Source organism: Arthrobacter sp. TJ-240, assembly GCF_058269195.1.
The window spans coordinates 562,333-582,591 of the sequence record NZ_JBZCNG010000002.1 but is presented as its reverse complement, the minus strand read 5'-3'; the positions used below and the strand labels follow the sequence as shown (position 1 = coordinate 582,591).

Sequence of the window (20,259 nt, the reverse complement as noted above, 5' to 3'; positions counted from 1 at the left end):
GGAAACTAGGGGAGGACGACGACCTGCGCGCCGAACACGAGGCCCGCGCCGAATCCGATCTGCAGGGCCAGCTTGCCGCTGAGCTCCGGCTGTTCCTTCAGGGTCCGGTGCATGGCCAGGGGGATCGAGGCGGCGGAGGTGTTGCCGGCGTCCACGATGTCCCGTGCGACGTGGACGTGCTCGGGCAGGTTCAGCTGCTTCACCATCTCATCGATGATACGGATGTTGGCCTGATGGGGGAGGAACACCGCCAGATCGTCGGCGGTGACGCCGGCCGCGTCGAGCGCTTGCTGGGCGACCTTCGCCATCTCCCACACGGCCCAGCGGAAGACCGAGGGACCGTCCTGGCGCATGGTCGGCCACAGGCTCTCGCCCTCGGCACCGTCCTCCGCGGCTTCGGCGTCCGTGGCCACCACGCCGGCCGCGTAGTCGCGCACATCCAGCAGGGACCGGGTCATGCGGATCGCCTCGTGCTTGCTCCCGTCGGAGCCCCAGACGGACGGGCCGATACCCGCGGCGTCGCCGGGGCCGATCACCACGGCGCCGGCGCCGTCACCGAGGAGGAAGGAGATGGTGCGGTCGGAGTTGTCGATGAAGTCCGACAGCTTCTCCACGCCGACGACGAGCACGTACTCGGCCGTGCCGGCGTGCACCAGGGCGTCGCCCTGGGCGATGCCGTAGCAGTACCCGGCACAGGCGGCGGAGATGTCGTAGGCGGGCGCCGGGGTGGCACCGAGCCGGTCGGCCAGCTGCGCGGCCGCCGAAGGGGTGGCGTAGGGGTGGGTCACGGTCGAGACGAGGACGGCGCCGATCTGGGACGCTTCGATGCCGGAGGAGGCGAGCGCCTCCCGGGAGGCCGCCTCCGCCATGTCGATGACGCTCACGTCACGGGGTGCACGGTGTCGCGTGACGATGCCGGTGCGCTGGCGGATCCACTCGTCGGAGGAGTCGATCCACTGGCAGACGTCGTCGTTGGTGACGATCACCTCGGGCCGGTACGCACCGACGCCGAGGATGCGCGTGTGCTCGCGGAGGGGGGCTTGCTTGATGGCGGTGATGCTCACTGGGGTCCTTCGGAGGTAAGGGTCGGATCGAGGTCCGTGGTCCGCGAGTGCTCCTCGATGAAGCTGCGGGCGGCATCCAGGTCCTCCGGCGATTTTACGGCGAGGGTCGCTGTGCCGCGCATTCCGCGCTTCGCCAGCCCGGTCAGGGTCCCGGCGGGGGACAGCTCGAGCATGCCCGTGACGCCCATGGCCTGCATCGACTCCATGCAGAGGTCCCAGCGGACCGGGCGGGAGACCTGCGCGATCAGGCTGTCCAGGTTGCCTCCGCCGGTGGCGACGGGACGGCCGTCGAAGTTGGACATGAGGGTCGCCACCGGATCCGAGGGGGAGAGCGAGGGCCGCAGTGCCTCGAGTGCGGTGACGGCCGGCGACATGTGGTCCGTGTGGAAGGCCCCGGCCACCTTCAGGGCGATGACGCGCGCCTTGGCCGGGGGGTGCGCCGCGAGCCCGGCCAGCTGCTCGAGCGTTCCCGCAGCCACCACCTGGCCGCCGCCGTTCGCGTTCGCCGCGGTGAGGCCCAGCTCGGCGAGCCGCTCCGTCACCTTGTCGGCGTCACCGCCGAGGACGGCGCTCATGCCGGTGGGGCGGGCAGCGGCAGCTTCAGCCATCGCCGTGGCGCGCACGCGGACGAAGGTGACCGCGTCGTCCTCGGTGAGTGCCCCGGCCACCGCGGATGCCGTGAGCTCGCCGACCGAGTGGCCGGCGACGACGGTGGCCGCGGTGAGCGCGGACCAGTCGAGGAGCACCCGGGCCGTCACGAGTCCGGCGGCGACGATGAGCGGCTGGGCGACGGCGGTGTCCTTGATGGTCTCCTCGTCGGAGACCGTGCCGTGCCGCACGAGGTCGGTGCCCGCGCGGTCGCTGAGCTCTTCCAGATGCTCCCGCACCCCGGGTAGCTCGAGCCATGGACTCAGGAAGCCCGGGGTCTGTGAGCCCTGTCCGGGGCAGGCGATTGCAAGCACTGTTCCAGCTTTCCAAATCGGTGAGGCATTTTCGGGTGTTCGGCTGAACCAAGCTGGCTGTGCCGTGTTGTAGGAAGTCTACAAGTCATCGGGGGGGCGCGGCCGAGAGGCGCCCGACCACCAGCGCGGTCTGCAGCACGAAGGCCTCGCGGGCGATCAAAGGGTCCCAGCCGGTCACGTCGCAGACGCGGCGGAGTCGGTACCGGACGGTGTTGGCATGGACGAAGAGGGCCCTCGAGGTCGCCTCCAGGGAGTGCCCGAGGGAGAGGTACGCGGACAGCGTCTGCTCCAGGCCGTTCGACGCCGCGACCAGCGGCCGGTAGATGGTCCGGACCAGGGCGCGCCGTGCGGTGTCGTCGCCGGACATCACGCGCTCGGGCCACAGGTCCTCCGAGGAGACCGGCCGGGGCGCCCCGGGCCAGGCGCGGGCGACGGTGAGCCCTGCGAAGGCGGCCTGCGCCGACGTGCTCGCCTCGACGAGCGAATCCGACTCCGGACCGAGGACGACGGCGCCGGCACCGAACAGCTCGGTGATCCGCGGGTAGGCCTTGGCCGGATCCTTCACGCCGCCCAGCACGAGGATGAGCCGCTCGCCCTGGATCCCGACCAGGACGTCCTCCGCCAGCCGGCCCGTGACGCGCCGCAGCTCGTTGAGGAAGCCGGCGTCGGGCTCCTGCGGGGCGCTGCCCACCATGACCGTGATGCGCGCCTGCGATGTCCAGCCGACCGCGGCGATGCGCGAGCGGAGCGCGTCCGAGCTCTCGCCGCGCAGGATCGCGTCGACGACGAGGGCCTCGAGGCGGGTGTCCCACGACCCACGGGTCTCGGCGGCGCGCGCGTAGACGTCCGCGGCGGCGAAGGCCACCTCGCGCGAGTACCGCAGCACGGCCTCGCGGAGGGGCCCCTGATCGGCGGCAGGGGCGAGGAACGGCACCTGGTCCTCGACCACCTGCACCACCACGCGGATGAGCTGCAGGGCCTTCTGCAGGCTGATGGAGCGAGTGAGCTCGGTGGGCGCGGTGCCGAACACGTCGCTGAGCACCCAGGCGGGGGAGACGGGCTTCTGGTACCAGTTGACGAAGGAGGCGATGCCCTTCTGGGCCACCATGCCGAGGGCGGACCGCTCATCGGCGCGCAGGCCGCGGTACCACGGCAGATCCGCGTCGAGCTGCTTCAGGGTCGCCGTGGAGAGGGAGCCGATCGTGGCCCGCAGCTTCTCGACGGTGGCGGGGTCCGCGGGAGCGGTCCCTGCGTTCATGGCGCCCGGGGCAGTCCGGGTGCTACCGGGGACATCTTCGGGCTGCAGCATGCTCCGAGCATACGGTCTCCGCGTCCCGGCTCCCATTTGTGGAGGAGCTACAAAAAAGGGCGACGGCGGGAGCAGCACTGGGCTGCTCCCGCCGTCGCCCTGCGACGAGGCGCGGACGCTAGGAGTCGCCGCCGGCATTGCCGGTGGTCCCGGCGTTCACGTCGAGCAGGCGGTACTTCTCGATCGCTTCCTTGGGAGCGTTCGCGTCGACCTCCCCGCGGCGGGCGAGCATCTCCAGCGCGCGGACGACGACGGAGTGGCTGTCGATCTTGAAGAACCGGCGCGCTGCCGCCCGCGTGTCCGAGAAGCCGAAGCCGTCGGCCCCGAGCGTCGCGAACTCGTTGGGCAGGAACTGGCGGATCTGGTCGGGCACGGCCTTCATGAAGTCCGAGACCGCGACGATCGGGCCCGTCGCACCCTCGAGCTGCTGCGTGACGAACGGCTTCCGCGCGTCGGCGCCGGGGCTGAGGAAGGCCTCCTCCTCGGCGGCGAGGCCGTCGCGGCGCAGCTCGTTCCAGGACGTCACGGACCACACGTCGGCCGAGACACCCCAGTCCTTCGCGAGGATCTTCTGCGCCTCGAGGGCCCAGGGGACCGCCACGCCGGAGGCGAGCAGCTGGGTGCGGGGACCGTCGACCTTGGCCGGCTTCAGCAGGTAGATACCCTTCAGCAGCCCTTCGACGTCCAGTTCCTCAGGCTCCGCGGGCTGCACGAACGGCTCGTTGTACACGGTGATGTAGTACATGACGTTGCGGAAGGACTCCGGCTTGTCGCCGATGTCCCCGTACATCCGGTTGAGACCGTCGCGCATGATGTGCCCGATCTCGTACCCGAAGGCGGGGTCGTAGGTGATCACGGCGGGGTTCGTCGACGCGAGGATGGGCGAGTGCCCGTCCGCGTGCTGCAGGCCCTCACCGGTCAGCGTGGTGCGTCCGGCGGTCGCGCCGATGATGAACCCGCGGGCCATCTGATCGGCCGCGGCCCAGATGGAGTCGCCGGTGCGCTGGAAGCCGAACATCGAGTAGAACACGTAGATCGGGATGAGCGGCTCACCCTGGGTGGCGTAGGCCGTGCCCGCGGCGGTGAAGGCGGCCATGGATCCGGCCTCGTTGATGCCCGCGTGCAGGATCTGGCCCTCGATGGATTCCTTGTACGCGAGGACCAGGTCGCGGTCCACGGACAGGTAGTTCTGGCCGTTCGGGTTGTAGATCTTCGCCGTGGGGAAGAACGAGTCCATGCCGAATGTGCGCGCCTCGTCGGGAATGATCGGCGCGATCCGCCTGCCGAACTCCTTGTCCCGCATGATGTCCTTGAGGATGCGGACGAACGCCATGGTGGTGGCGGCCATCTGCTTCCCAGACCCGCGCTTGGCCATCTCGTACGCCTTGTCGCCCGGCAGCACGACGTCGGCGTGCTTGGTACGCCGCTCCGGTACGAAGCCGCCGAGTTCGCGGCGACGCTCCATGAGGTACTTGATCTCGGGCGCGTCGGCGCCCGGGTGGTAGTACGGCGCGTTGTAGAGGTCGTCGTCGATCTGCTCGTCGGTGACGGGGATGCGCAGGTGGTCGCGGAACGCCTTCAGGTCGGCGTTGGTCAGCTTCTTCATCTGGTGCGTCGCGTTGCGCCCCTCGAAGTGCGGGCCGAGGCCGTAGCCCTTGACGGTCTTCGCGAGGATGACGGTGGGCTTGCCCTTGAACTCCGTGGCCGCCTTGTAGGCCGCGTAGACCTTGCGGTAGTCGTGGCCGCCGCGCTTGAGCTTCCAGATCTCGTCGTCGGAGAGGTCCTCGACCATCGCCTTGGTCTCCGGCGACTTCCCGAAGAAGTGGTCGCGGACGAATCCACCCGACTCGGCCTTGTACGTCTGGTAGTCGCCGTCGGGCGTCTGGTTCATGATGTCGACCAGCGCGCCGTCGGTGTCCTTGGCGAGCAGCGAGTCCCACTCGCGCCCCCAGACCACCTTGATGACGTTCCAGCCCGCGCCACGGAAGAACGCCTCGAGCTCCTGCATGATCTTGCCGTTGCCACGCACGGGCCCGTCGAGCCGCTGCAGGTTGCAGTTGATCACGAAGTTGAGGTTGTCCAGCTTCTCGTTCGCCGCGAGCTGGAGCAGGCCGCGCGACTCGGGCTCGTCCATCTCGCCGTCGCCGAGGAAGGCCCAGACCTGCTGGTCGGAGGTGTCCTTGAAGCCGCGGTTGTGCAGGTAGCGGTTGGACTGCGCCTGGTAGATGGCGTTCATGGGGCCGATGCCCATGGATACGGTGGGGAACTCCCAGAAATCGGGCATCAGGCGGGGGTGCGGGTAGGAGGACAGCGCGTGCCCCTCCTTCGACTTCTCCTGCCGGAATCCGTCCAGGTCCTCTTCGGTGAGGCGGCCCTCGAGGTACGCCCGCGCGTACATGCCGGGGGAGGCGTGACCCTGGAAGAACACCTGGTCACCGCCGCTGGGGTGGTCCTTGCCCTTGAAGAAGTGGTTGAAGCCCACCTCGTACAGGGTGGCGGCACCGGCGTAGGTCGAGATGTGACCACCGACGCCGATCTCGGGCCGCTGGGCGCGGTGCACCATGACGGCCGCGTTCCAGCGCAACCACGCGCGGTACTTGCGTTCGATCTCCTCGTCGCCGGGGAACTCGGGTTCCTGGTCGGCCGGGATGGTGTTGACGTAGTCCGTCGTCGTGACCATGGGCACGCCCACGGACTGCGCACCGGCACGCTGCAGGAGCGAACGCATGATGTACTGCGCGCGCTCGGTGCCCTGGGTGCGAATAAGCTGGTCGAGGGATTCGATCCACTCCGCGGTCTCCTCGGGATCCCCGTCGGGCTTGCCGACGGTCAGACCGCTCAGAATATCCGCCGTACCTTGTTCTGCAGCCACGCGATATCTCTCCACTTCCACGGATCGTGTCCGTGTCGCTTAATGCCTGCGCACGGCTCGTTCGGCCCGCGCAGAGATGCTGGCCCGGCGCTAGCACCGCGGCCATATACCGCATCACTCTATCGCCGCCACGCGGTCCGTGCGTAGCAGGATCAGGGTCTCGGGGCAGATTACGCCGAGGGCTTGCACACACTCCGTCCCACCGCGCGGGCAACGGGCCGCAGGGAGTCCAAATCGGCCGGCTGGCTTGATGCTTGGCGTATAAAGGTGTTGGCTGGTAGCCATGTACATCCATACGAGGGCCGTTCACCCGACAGTCCCGTTTTTTCAGGAGGAGCTAAGTGAGCGAGGCTGAAGCCGCCACTGCGGTCAACGTGGCAGGCAAGTTGGGTTTCAAAGACGGTGACCTTGTCCAGGAACTCGGCTACGACGACGACGTCGACTTCGACTTCCGCGAGCAGCTCGAGGAGGGCATCGGGTCCGAACTGCTCACGGAGGACGACCAGGATGTCGTGGACGGCGTCATCCTGTGGTGGCGGAACGGTGACGGCGACCTCGTCGACGCCCTCGTGGATGCCCTGACCTCCCTCGGCGCCGCCGGCGTCGTCTGGCTGCTCACCCCGAAGTCCGGCCGGCCGGGCTACGTCTCTCCTGCCGATGTGCAGGAAGCCGCTCCCACCGCCGGCCTGCACTCCACGTCATCGGCCGGCGTCTCCCGTGAATGGTCTGCCACGCGGCTCGTCAGCCGCCGGAAGCAGTAGGCCTTGGCACTGGATGTAGGGGCGGTCGCCCCGGACTTCTCGCTGGCGAACCAGTTCGGCGAGACCGTCGAGAGCAGCTCCCTGGTCGGCGGGGCGGTGGTCGTGTTCTTCCCGTTCGCGTTCTCCCGGGTGTGCACCGACGAGCTCGGCCAGCTCCGGGACAACCTCGACCTCTTCGACGCCGCGGGCGTCACGCTGGTGGCGGTCTCGGTGGACCACAAGTACACGCTGCGCGCCTTCGCCGACGCGAACGACATCTCCTTCGACCTGCTGGCCGACTTCTGGCCGCACGGCGCCGTCACCCGCGCGTACGGCGCATTCGACGACGACCGCGGCTACGCCGAGCGCGTCAGCTACGTCCTGGACGGCTCCGGGACGGTCCGCGCCGTCGTGTCCTCCTCCCACGGGCAGGGACGGCCCATCGCCGACTACGCCCGTGCGCTGAGCTCGGTCGAAGCCGCGCTGTGACCGACCGGCCGGGTCAGGGGTCGGAGGATCCGGCCGGACCCGCCGACAACCCGAGGCTCGGCCTGACAGGATTCGTGAGCACCGCTCCCGCGCACGGCCTCGCCGAGCTGGAGCCCGAGGAGCGTCGGCTGCTCGACCGGGCCGTCGTGCTGCTGGCCGGCCACCGGCTCGCCGTGCTGACCGGCGCCGGCCTCAGCACCGACTCCGGGATCCCCGACTATCGCGGACCCGGATCGGTACCGCGCAGTCCCATGACGTACCAGCAGTTCATCGGGGACGAGGCGCTCCGACGCCGCTACTGGGCGCGCAACCACGTGGGCTGGCGGCATCTCCGGCGGGCGGACCCGAATGCGGGCCACGCGGCCGTGGCGCTGCTGGAGCAGCGCAACCTGCTCTCCGGCCTCATCACCCAGAACGTGGACAAACTCCATTCCTCCGCCGGCAGCGTGAACGTCGTCGACCTGCACGGCACCTTCGACCGCGTGGTGTGCCTGCAGTGCGCGTCCACCTTCCCTCGGTCGCGGATCGCCGAGATCCTCGAGGAGCTCAACCCGGGGTACCTCGAACGCGAATCGGATGCCGGGGACGTCGCGCCCGACGCGGACGCCGACGTCGACGACACGGGCGACTTCGTGATGGCGCCCTGTCCGGTCTGCGGCGGGATGCTAAAACCCGACTTCGTCTACTTCGGCGAGAACGTGCCCAAGGCGCGCGTGGCGGACGCCTACGCGATGGTGGACGACGCCGGCGCCCTCCTCGTGGCCGGGTCCTCCCTGACCGTCATGAGCGGGCTGCGCTTCGTGCGTCACGCCTTCAAGGCCGGCAAGCCCGTGGTGATCATCAACCGTGGGCACACGCGGGGCGACGAGTTCGCCTCCCTGAAGATCGAGGCCGGCGTCTCGGAGGCCCTGGACTACCTCGCGCGGCAGCTGCCGGACCTCGAGTAGGCCTAGGGGGGACCCAACCCCGGTGCGAGTAGTGCGACCGGAATCCGAGTAGCGACTACTGGTCCCGCCGCCTCCCTCGGATCGTAGGTTTCTCCCATCGGTCTCTCAGACGGGGTGGAAAATGCGTTCTTCGACACGGTCTCTTCTCATCGCTCTCGGCACGGCGGCGGTCATCGTCGTCCAACCCCTGCTGATCGATCCCGGGAGCCGGGCTGCGGAGGATGTCCCCGCCGCCCCCCTGGCTCCTGCGGCGCAAGCGCCGATACCGGCCGCAGTGCAGGACGGCGTGCAGGACGGCGTGCAGGACGGCGTGCAGGACGGCGCCGGCGCATCCCTGCCGGTCGCGCCCGCTGCGCACACGGACCCGCTGCCGTCCCCAACCCCCCGTCCGTCGGGCAGCGGGAGGGGAGGCGACCTGCCGCGGGAGGACCTCCCTGAACCGCCCTACCCGCAGTGCCCGATCACCGGGGCCGGCGCGTGGTGGACGGATCCGTCCGACCCCTACACCTGCATCCCGCCCGGATCCCTCCCCTTCCACGAGCCCACGCCACCCTGGATCGACCCCGAGCTGCTGGAACCGATCTTCGAGGAGCCAGGGACGGAGCCCGGTCCCGGTGGCGACTGCCGAACCACCGGCGTGCTGCAGTGCACCGTCACAATCATGGGGCAGGACTACGTCGTGACCTTCGCGGACGGCAAGCCCGTCGGCGTCCTGGAGGTGCCGGGCTAGGCGCCTCCTGCGGGATCCACCGAGCGGACGGCACCGTGAACCATGCCGACGGCGAAAGCGCCACCTCCCGACGTCAGTCGCCGGGGTTGGTATCCGATCGCCGGCCGGGCCACGCTGGGATGGACACTGATTCAGCCCACCATGGAGGAGAGTTTGGCGACCTCGCGCGCTCCGGCAGCGGGCGCACCAACAGCGGGCGCACCAGCGATCCGCTCCGGGGCCATCGACGCCCTGCGGGTCCTTGCGGTCGTCGGCGTGGTGGCCGGGCACGTCTGGTCGGGCCCCCTCGTCGACGCCGGCCTCTACACCTGGCACGTCCCCGTGTTCTTCCTGCTGTCCGGGTACCTCTGGAAGACCGGGGAACCGGGTACCCGAAGGGCAGTCGCGGAGGAGGCGAAGAAGCGCTTCCGGACGATCATGACGCCGTTCTTCGCCTGGCTGCTCGTCACCCTGGTCGTGCACGTCGCCATCCATAGTCACCGCGGGACGTTGACTCCCGACGCGGTGATCCTGCCCCTTCAGGGCGGGTCACTCAACGCCGGGCCGTTCGGCGCGTACTGGTTCATGCCCGCACTGTTCCTCTCGGCCGTCCTGTTCCGGGTCCTCGAGCGTGTTCCCCTGGCCCTCCGGGCAGCGGTCGTCGTCGGCCTCGCGATCATGACCGACGCCTTCAAGGAGGTCCTCGCCCCGCTGCCCATGTCGCTCGGGGTGGCGGGCGCCGCGCTCGTCTTCCTGCTCGCGGGCCAGGGACTGCAGCACCTCCGCAGCCGGGTCAGGGCGCCGATCCGGGTCGGCACGGTGTGCCTCGCCGCGGGCGCGGCACCGGTCCTCGCCGGGGTGTCGGCCCCGCTGGACATCAAGTACGGCGAGCTCGGCACACCGCTCCTGGGGGTCGTCGTCGCGGTGCTGATCGACGTCGGCCTCCTGCTGATGCTCGAGGGCCTGTTCCCTCTGCTGCCCGGCTGGGTTCACGCGGTGTCCACGAGGCTCGCCGCCGGCTGCCTGATGGTGGTGCTGACTCACACGTACGTCCTCTGGCTGCTCGACGTGCCGGACGCGGAGCGGTCGTCCTGGGTGCTGGCCGCCGCACTGGTCCTGCCATGGGCTGCCGCGCTGGTCCTCCACCGGACACCGCTCTCCGGGTTGACCCTCGGGATGCCACGAGCCACCTGAGCGTGCATGTGCAAGGTGGTACCCGGACAGCAGGAAACCCCGCCCTCCCGGACGACTGTCCTGGGAATGGCGGGGTTCTGGGTGGTGGGTCCTACCGGGATCGAACCGATGACATCCACGGTGTAAACGTGGCGCTCTACCAGCTGAGCTAAAGACCCTCGTCCTGCGATCCATCGTTCCGGCGCCTGCCGGACGGCTGCATCACGAGGGACGACTATACCGGCCGGCTGCGGTGTTCCGCCAATCCGGCCGCCTGCTACTCTCCGGCGGCGAGCTGTCCGCAGGCGCCGTCGATCTCCTTGCCGCGGGTGTCCCGCAGCGTGGTCGGGATGCCGGCGGCGCGGAGGCGGTTGATGAACTCGGTCGACACGCTCTTCTCGGACGCAGTCCAGATGGAGCCGGGCGTGGGGTTCAGCGGGATCGGGTTGACGTGCACCCAGCCGCGGCCGCGCTGGTTGAGCTTCTTCGCCAGCAGGTCGGCGCGCCAGGCGTGGTCGTTCATGTCCTTGATCAGCGCGTACTCGATGCTCACGCGCCGGCCCGTGGTGCGGTAGTAGTTGTAGGCCGCGTCGAGGGCCTCGTCCACCTTCCACCGCGTGTTGACGGGGATGAGCTCGTCGCGGAGCTCGTCGTCGGGCGCGTGGAGGGAGAGCGCGAAGGTGACCGGCAGCGACTCGGCCGCGAGCTTGTTGATGGCCGGCACGAGTCCCACGGTGGAGACCGTGATGTTGCGTGCCGACATGCCGAGGCCTTCGGGGGAGTCGTCGACGAAGCGGTGCAGGGCGGCCATGACGCGCTTGTAATTGGCCAGCGGCTCACCCATGCCCATGAAGACGATGTTCGTCACTCGGTCGGCGTCGTGCCCGCCGTCCGTGCGCAGGTCGCCGAGGGCACCCTCGGCGAGAGCGCGGTTCGCGGCGACCACCTGGTCCACGATCTCCGCCGTCGACATGTTGCGGGTCAGCCCGGCCTGGCCCGTGGCGCAGAACGGGCAGTTCATGCCGCAGCCCGCCTGGGAGGACACGCAGAGGGTCACACGCCCGGGGTAGCGCATGAGGACGGACTCCACGAGGGCGCCGTCGAACAGGCGCCACAGGAACTTGATGGTGTCGCCGTTGTCCGTGGTCAGGCGCTTCACCTCGGTGAGCAGCGGCGGGAACATCGCCGAGACCAACTCCTCGCGCCCCGCCTTCGGGAGGTCGCTCATCGCGGCAGGGTCCGTGGTGAAGTGCGTGAAGTAGTGCGTCGACAGCTGCTTCGCGCGGAAGCCCTGGTGGCCCAACTCCTTCAGACGTTCCTGGCGTTCGGCGAGCGTGAGGTCCGCGAGGTGCACGGGCGGCTGGCTGACCCTCGGGGACTTAAACTGCAGCAGGGGCCGACCGTCGCTCGAGACGATCGGCTGCGCGCCCTCCACTTCGGGGCGCACCTGGGGGCGCGCGGAAGCGGTGGGGGCAAGGGCGGGGGTTACCGTAACGTCGGACATCCTTATCATTCTTTCACGGATGGCGCCAGCGTCCCAGCCGGGGACCTGTCGCGTCGGACACGCTATCCGTGGGGCCCGGCCATGACACAAAACGCGGCGTGAGGCGGCGCGTCTGGCGGGCAGTGCCGGCACGGTAATAGTGTGAAAGCGACCGGGCGGCCGGCGGGGGAACGCCCCGGATGTCGGCTGACGCACCGGCCGATGCAGCGTCCTGCATCCAGCTGACTAACGACGGAGAAGACATTGAGCGCACAGATCGGCGTCACGGGCCTGGCAGTCATGGGAGCGAACCTCGCACGGAACCTCGCGCGCAACGGCTACACCGTGGCCCTGCACAACAGGTCCGTGGAGAAGACGGACGCGCTGCTGCAGAAGCATGGCGAGGACGGCGAGTTCATTCGCACCGAGACCCTGCAGGAGCTCGTCGACTCCCTCGAGAAGCCCCGCCGCGTGCTCATCATGGTCAAGGCCGGCAAGCCGGTGGACTCGGTGATCGGCCAGCTCACCCCGCTGCTCGAACCCGGCGACATCGTGATCGACGGCGGCAACTCCCACTACGAGGACACGCGCCGCCGGGAGGCGGCGCTGTCGCAGCACGACCTGCACTTCGTCGGCGTCGGGGTGTCGGGCGGCGAGGAGGGCGCGCTCCTCGGCCCGTCGATCATGCCCGGCGGCTCACGGGAGTCCTACGACTCCCTCGGGCCGATGCTCGAGAAGATCTCCGCGAAGTACAACGGCGAGCCGTGCTGCCGCTGGATCGGCACGGACGGCGCAGGGCACTTCGTGAAGATGGTGCACAACGGCATCGAGTACGCGGACATGCAGGTCATCGGGGAGGCGTTCGACCTCCTCCGCTCGGGCGCCGGGATCGAACCGGCGGACCAGGCGAAGATCTTCACGGACTGGAACAGCGGCACGCTGTCCTCCTTCCTGATCGAGATCACCGCCGAGGTCCTCGCGCACACCGACGGACGCACGGGCAAGCCCTTCGTCGACGTCGTCGTCGACGCGGCCGGCCAGAAGGGGACCGGCCGCTGGACCGTGGTGTCCGCGCTGGAACTGGGCAGCCCGACGTCGGGCATCGCCGAATCCGTGTTCGCGCGCGCCCTGTCCTCGCAGCTCGAGCAGCGCCTCCAGGCCCAGGACATCCTGCAGGGACACGAGGGGACCGTCGACCTCCCGGACACCTTCGTGGAGGACGTGCGGCTCGCGCTCTACGCCTCGAAGCTGGTCAGCTACGCGCAGGGCATCGACATGCTCACAGCCGCGGCGAAGGAGTACGGCTGGGAACTGAAGCTGGACGAGATCGCGTCGCTGTGGCGTGCCGGCTGCATCATCCGCGCCGAGCTGCTCGACGACATCATGAAGGCGTACGCGGGCGAGGGCCGCCCGGCGAACCTGCTGCTCGCACCCGCGTTCGCCGAGGCGATCGCCGGCGCGGTCCCGGCCTGGCGCCGCGTGGTGGCGACCGCCGTCCAGCTGGGCATCCCCGTGCCGGTGTTCTCGGCGTCGCTGGCCTACTACGACGGCCTGCGCCGCAAGCGCCTGCCCGCCGCCCTGACCCAGGGTCTCCGCGATCTGTTCGGCGCCCACACCTACAACCGCGTGGACACCGAGGGCACGTTCCACACCCTGTGGGGCGAGGACAGGTCCGAGATCAGCGCCGTCGACACGCACTGACGGTCCTCCGCCAAGGCGTACGACGGAAGCCCCGGACCGTGGTCCGGGGCTTCCGTCGTACGCGGCCTGATGGGTGGCGTGCCTAGATGTAGAGGGCCGGATCCACGTACTCCGCGGGATCGACCGCGGGCTGCGTCTCGCGGCGCGAGTCGCGGTGCCGGAACGTGGCCGGGATGCCGGTGACGATCGAGTCGGGCGGCGTGTCCTTCACCACGACGGCGTTCGCGCCGACAGCGCTCCCCGCGCCGATGGTGATGGGGCCGAGCACCTTGGCGCCCGCGCCGATGGTCACCCGGTCGCCGATGGTGGGGTGGCGCTTCACCTTCTCGAGCGAACGTCCCCCGAGCGTCACCCCCTGGTACAGCATGACGTCGTCGCCGATCTCCGCGGTGCTGCCGATCACGATCCCCATGCCGTGGTCGATGAAGAACCGGCGCCCGATGGTCGCCGCCGGGTGGATCTCGATCCCCGTCAGGGCCCGCGCGAGCTGCGACAGTACCCGCGCCGGGAAGCGCAGCCGCTCGTCCCGCCACATGCGGTGGGTGAGCCGGTGCACCCAGATGGCGTGCAGCCCGGAGTACACGACGGTGTTCTCGAGGGACCCACGGGCAGCCGGATCATGCGTGCGCGCGGTCTCGAGGTCCTCGCGCAGTCGTTCTAGGAAGCTCACCGGCTACCCTCTCAGGGGATCGATAGGAACGGGGTGTCGAGTCGGGGCGGCGTCAGCCGCGGATGTCGTCGAACAGCACCGTTGAGATGTAGCGCTCGCCGAAATCGCAGACGACCGCCACGATGAGCTTACCGGCGTTCTCGGGGCGCTTGGCGAGCTCGAGGGCCGCCCAGACGATGGCTCCCGAGGAGATGCCGCCGAGGATCCCCTCCTGCGTGCCCAGCGCCCGGGCGATGCGTACGGAGTCCTCCACCGTGGCATCCAGTACCTCGTCGTAGATCTCGCGGTCGAGGTTCTCGGGGACGAAGTTCGCCCCGAGGCCCTGGATCTTGTGCGGGCCGGGAGCGCCGCCGTTGAGGATGGGGGAGTCCGCGGGCTCGACGACGACGATCTGCACGCCTGGCTTGCGCTCCTTCAGGACCTGGCCGACGCCGGTGATGGTGCCGCCGGTGCCGACGCCGGCCACGAAGATGTCCACCTCGCCGTCGGTGTCCTCCCAGACCTCCTCGGCCGTGGTGGTGCGGTGGATGGCAGGGTTCGCCGCATTGGCGAACTGCTGTGCCCAGATGGCGTTCTCCGTCGTCGCGACGATCTCCTTCGCCCGCTCGACGGCGCCCCGCATGCCCTCGGAACCGGGCGTCAGGATGATCTCGGCGCCGTAGGCCCGCAGCATCACCCGCCGTTCCGTGGACATGGTCTCCGGCATGGTCAGCAGCACCCGGTACCCGCGTGCCGCACCGACCATCGCCAGGGCGATCCCGGTGTTGCCGGAGGTCCCCTCGACGATCGTGCCGCCGGGCCGGAGGGCGCCGGCCTTCTCCGCGGCGTCGATGATGGCCACGCCGATGCGGTCCTTCACGCTGTTGGCGGGGTTGTAGAACTCGAGCTTCACGGCGACCTGGGCGTCCAGGCCCTCGGTGAGCCGGTTCAGGCGGACGAGGGGCGTCCGTCCCACGAGCTGGGTGACGTCGTCGTAGATCTTTGCCATGTGGAGCCTGCCTGTTCTGGAAAGGGGAGGGGCGACGTCGGTCGTGGCGGGTGGGACGCCTGCTCCCGAGCGACGGCGGTCAGCTTAACGGGTGACCGACACAGCACCTAGGCGGCGAGCCACTGGGCGTAATATTTGCGGGCCTTCGACAGCTTGGGGTTGATGATCACCTGGCAGTAGCCCTGCTCGGGGTGCTTGGCGTAGTAGTTCTGGTGCCACTCCTCCGCCACATGGAACTGCGGGAGCCGGCTGACCTCGGTGACGATCGGGTTCTTCCAGTTCTCCTGGTTGCGTCGGATCGCGTCCTCGAACAGCGTCTTCTGCTCGGCGTCCTGGTAGTACATGACGCTGCGGTACTGGGTGCCGACGTCGTAGCCCTGCCGGTTCAGCGTGGTGGGGTCGTGGGACACGAAGAACATGTCAAGGATGACGTCCTCGGGGATGACGGTCTCGTCGAACGTCACCGCCACCACCTCGGCGTGGCCCGTGATGCCGGAGCAGACGGAGTCGTAGTCAGGGTGCCGCGTGTGGCCGCCCGTGTAGCCGGACACCACCTCGGTCACGCCACGGGTCTTCTGGTAGAGGGCATCGAGGCACCAGAAACAGCCCCCACCGAGCACGAAAGTCTTCATGACTGTGTCAATGCGCGGTGCGCCCCGATGATTCCCGACCGTCATCTGCCGTGGGTGAACCCGTAAGGGTTGGAGGGGCGGCAGGGCGGCAGGTATTACTGGAGTCATGGAACAGAAAGAGCACGACGGCGTCGGTCCGGCGGGAGCCGCGGGGACCGCCACGGTGGGCGAGGGTTCGTCCGCCGTCCCCGCGCGCGCAGTGCCCGCACCGGCCGTCCGCGTGCCGACCGTCGGCGAGGTCCTCGTGGCCATCGAGGAGCTGTGGCCGGAGAGCCTCGCCGAGGGGTGGGACGCCGTCGGGCTGGTGGCGGGCCGGACCGGGAACAGGGCCGGGAAGATCCTCTTCACGGTGGACCCGACGGCCGCCGTCCTCGACGAGGCGCTCGACTGGGGTGCGACGATGATCGTGTCCCATCACCCCCTGCTGCTGAAGCCGGTCTCCACCGTGGCGGCATCCGGGTTCAAGGGCGACGCCATCCACCGGCTGATCGAGGCGGGCTGCGCCCTCGTCACGGTGCACACCAACGGTGACAGTGCCGTGGGCGGGGTGTCGGACGTGCTCGCCGACGCCCTCGGGCTGCAGGACGTGGAGCCCCTCGCCCGGGCTGCGGACGGTCTGCCGGAGGAGGGCATCGGACGCGTGGGCGACCTCGCCGAGCCTGTTCCTCTCGGGGTCTTCGCCGAGACCGTGTTCTCGATCCTGCCCGCCGTGGCCGGCGGCGTGCGCGTCGCCGGTGACAAGGACGCGCAGGTGCGCAGGGTCGCCGTGTGCGGAGGGGCGGGCGACTCCCTCTTCGACCGCGTCCGCTCGAGCCACGCGGACGTGTACGTGACGGCGGACCTCCGTCACCACCCGGCGTCGGAGGTCAGGGAGGCCGCCGCCGACGGCCCGCCGTACCTGATCGACGTCTCGCACTTCGGCAGCGAGTGGCTGTGGCTCACCCCGGCGGCGGATGCCCTCGGTAACGTCCTCTCGGACCAGGGCTTCACCACCGACATCCGTGTCAGCGGGGTCAACACCGACCCCTGGGACTTCGTGCTGACGCCCGGCCACTGACCGGCCACTGACCGGCCACTGACCGGCGACTGACCGGCGACTGACCGGCGACTGACCTGCCGCGCGGCCCCGGTGGCCTAGGCTGGAACGACGCGTCCGACCCGGCCGTCGAGCCCCGTCCGTCCGACCCTGGAGGTTAACCGTGGCCAAGGCTGCACCCGAGGAACAACTCCGCCTGCTCGACCTGCAGGCCCTCGACTCGACCCTCAACAAGCTCTCCCGCCAGGCCGTCGCGGCGCGCGGCAACCCTGCGCTGGGCGCCGTCGCCGCCCGCGTGGCCGAGGTGGACGCGGAACTGGTGCGGGCCAGCACGGAGGTCGGGGACCTCGAGCGTGAACTGACGCGCGCCGAGGACGAGGTGCAGTCCGTGGTGGACCGCCTCGAGCGGGACGAGAAGCGCCTCAACAGCGGCACCGGGACGTCGAAGGATCTCACCGCGCTGCAGCACGAGGTCGCCTCGCTGACGAAGCGGCGCTCCGACCTCGAGGACATCGAACTCGACGTCATGGAACGGGTGGAGGCGGCGCGCGCCGCCCGGGCCGACGTCCAGGAACGGACCAACGCCGTCCGTGCCGAACTCCGCGACCTCGAGGAGGCGCGCGACCTTGAGCTCGCGGACATCGACGTCCAGCGCGTCGACGTGCAGGCGCGCCGCAACGACCTCGCCTCGACCTTCGACACGGCGCTCCTCGCCCTGTACGAGCGGATCCTCGTCAAGCGCGGCGTCGGAGCCGCCCGGCTGTTCCACGGCAAGTCCGAGGGATCGGGCATGCAGCTCAGCCCCGGCGACCTCCGCGACATCGCCGGGGCGGCGCCCGACGACGTGGTGCTGTGCCCCGATTCTGGCTGTATCCTCGTCCGCTCGAGCGACTGGGGACCCCAGCAACCGTGACGCACCAGCAACTCTTCGACCCTTACGAGCGAGACGACTCCGACTCCCCGGCGGCCGCGGACGGGCCCGCACGCCTCGTCGTCGAGGCCGACGGCGGCTCCCGCGGCAACCCGGGGCACGCCGGCTACGGCGCCCTCGTGCGCGATCCGGACACGGGGCGGATCCTCGTGGAGAAGGCCGCGTACATCGGCAAGGCCTCCAACAACGTCGCCGAGTACTCGGGCCTCGTCTCGGGACTCGAACTCGCTCGGGAGATCAACCCGCGGGCCGCGGTCCACGTGAAGATGGACTCGAAGCTCGTCGTGGAGCAGATGTCCGGGCGGTGGCAGATCAAGCACGCCGACATGAAGGTGCTCGCGGCGAAGGCGCGCAAGGTCCTCGACCCGCGCCGCGTGACCTACGAGTGGATCCCGCGCGAGCGGAACAAGGACGCCGACCGGCTCTCCAACGAGGCCATGGACGCCGGCATGGCCGGCGTGCCGTGGAAGCGGCGCGCCGCCGCGCCCGCGCCGGACCCGACGCCGGGCACGCCGGCCGCTCCGTCCGCGGAGGAGGCTCCGCGGCCCGCTGGCCGGCTGCACCACGTCGAGGTGTGGACCGGGGACCTCGCCGCTGCGGAGGCGAGCCTGGGCTGGCTGCTGGAGCGCCTCGGGTTCCCGCGCAGGGAGTCCTGGGAGCACGGGATCAGCTTCGGGTCCGACGACTTCTACATCGTGCTCGAGAGCGGGCCGGACGTGACCGCCGGCGCCCACGAGCGGCGTCGCCCCGGGGTGAACCACCTCGCCTTCCGCGCCGGCCCGCGCGCGGCCGTCGACCTGCTGGCACGCCGTGCCGCGAGCCACGGCTGGTCGTTGATGTTCCCCGACCGCCACCCCTTCGCTGGAGGGCCGGGCCACTACGCCGCGTACCTCGAGAACGCCGAGGGGTTCGAGGTGGAGCTGGTCGCCGACTGACGGACGTCAGTCGAGCACGATGTTCAGCTGGGCGGGCTTCCGCGCTGTCGCGGGCTCGAGGTCCGCTGTCCACTTCTCGCGGGCCGCGGCGAGGAGGGCCGCCGGCGTCCCGGGGGCCGTGCCGCGTCGCGTGAGCAGGTGCCGGGCGAACTCGCCGCGCGTGTGCTTGGCGAAGTGGGACACCACCGTCCGTCGGCCGTCGCGCAGCTGGAAGACGTTCACGGCGGCGCTCTGCGAGGGCGGCGGGCTCCACGCCGCTGCGTAGGTGCTCGACCGGCAGTCGACGACCAGGCCCGTGCCCGCGTGCTCGGCCAGCGGCAGGGCCAGCTGCTTCTTCCAGAAGGACGCCAGGCGGCCCGTGCCGGGCAGGTCCACCGCCATGGACAGGCGGTAGGCGGGGATCCTGTCGCCGAAGCCGAGGGCGCCCCAGAGACCGGACACGACGACGCACTGCTCTCGCGCCCTGTGTTTCTGCACCGGCGTCATCCGGGCGTACCCGAGGGCCTCGTACAGGACCCCCGCGTAGACGTCGTGGGCGGGGGCGGCCGGGGCGACGTCGAGCACCAGGTTCCGCTGTACGTCCTCGATGAGGGATGCGCCGACGCCGAGGACCGCGTGCGCGTCATGGTCGGCACTGACGGACTTCAGGGCCGCGAGCACGGAGCGGCGGGCGTCGTTGAGCACAGGGAAGTGGAGGTCCTCGAGCCGCACGGGACCGCCCGTACGGGCGGCGGACTTGCCTTCGGACGGGGGGAGCAGGATCAGCACCGATCAACCCTATCGGACGTCGGCGGCCCTCCTGTCGCCGTCGGGATGGGCCCGCCGACCCGTCTAGAATGGATGACGGATGGGTCGACCAGGCGGCCGCGTTGGACGGTGCGCACGCGCCCGATCCACCGAGGAACGTCCGGGCTCCGCAGGGCAGGGTGGTGGGTAACGCCCACTCGGGGTAACCCGCAGGCCAGTGCCACAGAAAAGAGACCGCTGCGTGCTGCAGGCTCCGGCCGGCGCAGGCAGTAAGGGTGAAAAGGCGGTGTAAGAGACCACCAGCACGCCGGGTGACCGGCGTGGCTCGGTAAACCCCACCCGGAGCAAGGCCAGACAGTGTCCGTTCGAGGGCTGCCCGCCCGAGGGCACGGGTAGGCCGCTGGAGGGCGTCGGCAACGGCGTCCGTAGATGGATGGCCGCTACTCGCGCGTCGGCGACGACGCGCGATGACAGAACCCGGCGTATCGGTCGACCCATCCCTCGCCCGCTCACCTGATCTAGGCTGATGAGATGATTGAACGACGTCCCAAATGGGTGGCGATCTGCTTCATCGTCGGTGCTTCCATGATCGCCTGTACGATCGCAGCGCGGCGCCTCGGGTGGGGAACCAACGGCAGCGGCGAACCTCCTGACCTATGGCTCGGCGCCCTGTTCCTCGGCGGGGCGACACTACTACTGATCGTCCTGGTGCACGGTATCGCAGCGGCCTTCCGACGGGACAACTAGCCGTCTCCGTCCCGCTTCCTTTCCTCGACCTGAGGCCGGCGGACGACACCACCGTCTGCCCACACTGACGCGCCATGGAGCACTCCACCTACTGGCAGGGGACGTGGCTGTTCGCCCAGGCCAT

Annotated in this window: 19 protein-coding genes, 1 tRNA gene and 1 other RNA gene; 11 read left to right on the top strand and 10 right to left on the bottom strand. The window is 69.9% G+C overall.

From position 1 onward, the window contains the following. Positions 1–5: 5 nt before the first annotated feature. The 4 genes from AC4D2C_RS07455 to aceE form a co-directional block, all read right to left on the bottom strand. Positions 6–1,058, bottom strand: a complete 1,053-nt coding sequence (locus AC4D2C_RS07455; protein WP_490914045.1) for a beta-ketoacyl-ACP synthase III — start codon at positions 1,056–1,058, stop codon at positions 6–8. A gap of 2 nt (positions 1,059–1,060) precedes the next feature. Then, positions 1,061–2,026, bottom strand: a complete 966-nt coding sequence (locus AC4D2C_RS07450; RefSeq protein WP_490913799.1) for an ACP S-malonyltransferase — start codon at positions 2,024–2,026, stop codon at positions 1,061–1,063. Between the two features lie 85 nt (positions 2,027–2,111). Then, positions 2,112–3,284 (bottom strand): PucR family transcriptional regulator, encoded by a 1,173-nt coding sequence (locus AC4D2C_RS07445; RefSeq protein WP_490914043.1) that lies wholly within the window; start codon positions 3,282–3,284, stop codon positions 2,112–2,114. Between the two features lie 169 nt (positions 3,285–3,453). Beyond that, a complete protein-coding gene (gene aceE / locus AC4D2C_RS07440; protein ID WP_490913798.1) occupies positions 3,454–6,207 on the bottom strand; it encodes a pyruvate dehydrogenase (acetyl-transferring), homodimeric type in 2,754 nt (917 codons plus the stop codon). Between the two features lie 341 nt (positions 6,208–6,548). Between aceE and AC4D2C_RS07435 the strand changes: the two genes are divergently transcribed. From AC4D2C_RS07435 to AC4D2C_RS07415, 5 genes are all read left to right on the top strand, one after another. Next, positions 6,549–6,968 (top strand): DUF3052 domain-containing protein, encoded by a 420-nt coding sequence (locus AC4D2C_RS07435; RefSeq protein ID WP_334210221.1) that lies wholly within the window; start codon positions 6,549–6,551, stop codon positions 6,966–6,968. Between the two features lie 3 nt (positions 6,969–6,971). Further along, on the top strand, positions 6,972–7,436 hold the full coding sequence (locus AC4D2C_RS07430; protein WP_490907892.1) for a redoxin domain-containing protein: 465 nt from the start codon (positions 6,972–6,974) through the stop codon (positions 7,434–7,436). A 74-nt stretch (positions 7,437–7,510) separates the two neighbouring features. After that, positions 7,511–8,383 (top strand): NAD-dependent protein deacetylase, encoded by an 873-nt coding sequence (locus AC4D2C_RS07425; RefSeq protein WP_490913796.1) that lies wholly within the window; start codon positions 7,511–7,513, stop codon positions 8,381–8,383. 121 nt (positions 8,384–8,504) lie between these two features. Beyond that, positions 8,505–9,113 (top strand): hypothetical protein, encoded by a 609-nt coding sequence (locus tag AC4D2C_RS07420; RefSeq protein ID WP_490913795.1) that lies wholly within the window; start codon positions 8,505–8,507, stop codon positions 9,111–9,113. 153 nt (positions 9,114–9,266) lie between these two features. Further along, positions 9,267–10,286, top strand: a complete 1,020-nt coding sequence (locus AC4D2C_RS07415) for an acyltransferase family protein (protein WP_490913793.1) — start codon at positions 9,267–9,269, stop codon at positions 10,284–10,286. An 82-nt stretch (positions 10,287–10,368) separates the two neighbouring features. On the opposite strand, the gene AC4D2C_RS07410 is transcribed toward AC4D2C_RS07415, so the two are convergent. Continuing rightward, positions 10,369–10,444 (bottom strand) — tRNA-Val (locus tag AC4D2C_RS07410). 98 nt (positions 10,445–10,542) lie between these two features. Continuing rightward, positions 10,543–11,769 carry a dual-specificity RNA methyltransferase RlmN gene (gene rlmN / locus AC4D2C_RS07405; protein ID WP_490913791.1) on the bottom strand — a complete coding sequence of 409 codons (1,227 nt, stop codon included), beginning with the start codon at positions 11,767–11,769 and terminating at the stop codon, positions 10,543–10,545. Between the two features lie 243 nt (positions 11,770–12,012). On the opposite strand from rlmN, the gene gnd reads away from it, so the two are divergent. Further along, positions 12,013–13,449 (top strand): NADP-dependent phosphogluconate dehydrogenase, encoded by a 1,437-nt coding sequence (gnd, locus tag AC4D2C_RS07400; RefSeq protein ID WP_490913789.1) that lies wholly within the window; start codon positions 12,013–12,015, stop codon positions 13,447–13,449. A gap of 82 nt (positions 13,450–13,531) precedes the next feature. On the opposite strand, the gene epsC is transcribed toward gnd, so the two are convergent. The 3 genes from epsC to msrA form a co-directional block, all read right to left on the bottom strand. Then, positions 13,532–14,119 carry a serine O-acetyltransferase EpsC gene (gene epsC, locus AC4D2C_RS07395; protein ID WP_490913788.1) on the bottom strand — a complete coding sequence of 196 codons (588 nt, stop codon included), beginning with the start codon at positions 14,117–14,119 and terminating at the stop codon, positions 13,532–13,534. A gap of 52 nt (positions 14,120–14,171) precedes the next feature. Further along, a complete protein-coding gene (gene cysK / locus AC4D2C_RS07390; RefSeq protein WP_490907899.1) occupies positions 14,172–15,107 on the bottom strand; it encodes a cysteine synthase A in 936 nt (311 codons plus the stop codon). Positions 15,108–15,214: 107 nt separating this feature from the next. Next, a complete protein-coding gene (gene msrA / locus AC4D2C_RS07385) occupies positions 15,215–15,739 on the bottom strand; it encodes a peptide-methionine (S)-S-oxide reductase MsrA (RefSeq protein ID WP_490907900.1) in 525 nt (174 codons plus the stop codon). A gap of 106 nt (positions 15,740–15,845) precedes the next feature. Between msrA and AC4D2C_RS07380 the strand changes: the two genes are divergently transcribed. From AC4D2C_RS07380 to AC4D2C_RS07370, 3 genes are all read left to right on the top strand, one after another. Then, the gene (locus AC4D2C_RS07380) at positions 15,846–16,796 is read left to right on the top strand and encodes a Nif3-like dinuclear metal center hexameric protein (protein ID WP_490913786.1); all 951 of its coding nucleotides are present in this window, start codon (positions 15,846–15,848) and stop codon (positions 16,794–16,796) included. A gap of 142 nt (positions 16,797–16,938) precedes the next feature. Continuing rightward, positions 16,939–17,688, top strand: coding sequence for a zinc ribbon domain-containing protein (locus AC4D2C_RS07375; protein WP_490913784.1), 750 nt, complete (start codon positions 16,939–16,941; stop codon positions 17,686–17,688). Beyond that, positions 17,685–18,641 (top strand): reverse transcriptase-like protein, encoded by a 957-nt coding sequence (locus AC4D2C_RS07370; RefSeq protein ID WP_490913782.1) that lies wholly within the window; start codon positions 17,685–17,687, stop codon positions 18,639–18,641. Before AC4D2C_RS07375 ends, AC4D2C_RS07370 begins: the two co-directional genes overlap by 4 nt. Positions 18,642–18,647: 6 nt before the next feature. On the opposite strand, the gene AC4D2C_RS07365 is transcribed toward AC4D2C_RS07370, so the two are convergent. Beyond that, on the bottom strand, positions 18,648–19,409 hold the full coding sequence (locus tag AC4D2C_RS07365) for a YaaA family protein (protein WP_490913780.1): 762 nt from the start codon (positions 19,407–19,409) through the stop codon (positions 18,648–18,650). 80 nt (positions 19,410–19,489) lie between these two features. On the opposite strand from AC4D2C_RS07365, the gene rnpB reads away from it, so the two are divergent. Then, positions 19,490–19,889, top strand: an RNA gene (rnpB, locus tag AC4D2C_RS07360) — RNase P RNA component class A. 30 nt (positions 19,890–19,919) lie between these two features. Then, the gene (locus AC4D2C_RS07355; RefSeq protein WP_490913778.1) at positions 19,920–20,135 is read left to right on the top strand and encodes a hypothetical protein; all 216 of its coding nucleotides are present in this window, start codon (positions 19,920–19,922) and stop codon (positions 20,133–20,135) included. Positions 20,136–20,259: the final 124 nt, after the last annotated feature.

Excerpts from the sequence above, each read along its gene's own strand:
- AC4D2C_RS07420 (WP_490913795.1), top strand. The coding sequence starts at position 8,505 with ATGCGTTCTTCGACACGGTCTCTTCTCATCGCTCTCGGCACGGCGGCG.
- AC4D2C_RS07355 (WP_490913778.1), top strand. The coding sequence starts at position 19,920 with ATGATTGAACGACGTCCCAAATGGGTGGCGATCTGCTTCATCGTCGGT.
- msrA (WP_490907900.1), bottom strand. The coding sequence starts at position 15,739 with ATGAAGACTTTCGTGCTCGGTGGGGGCTGTTTCTGGTGCCTCGATGCC.
- cysK (WP_490907899.1), bottom strand. The coding sequence starts at position 15,107 with ATGGCAAAGATCTACGACGACGTCACCCAGCTCGTGGGACGGACGCCC.
- rlmN (WP_490913791.1), bottom strand. The coding sequence starts at position 11,769 with ATGTCCGACGTTACGGTAACCCCCGCCCTTGCCCCCACCGCTTCCGCG.
- AC4D2C_RS07445 (WP_490914043.1), bottom strand. The coding sequence starts at position 3,284 with ATGAACGCAGGGACCGCTCCCGCGGACCCCGCCACCGTCGAGAAGCTG.
- AC4D2C_RS07380 (WP_490913786.1), top strand. The coding sequence starts at position 15,846 with ATGGAACAGAAAGAGCACGACGGCGTCGGTCCGGCGGGAGCCGCGGGG.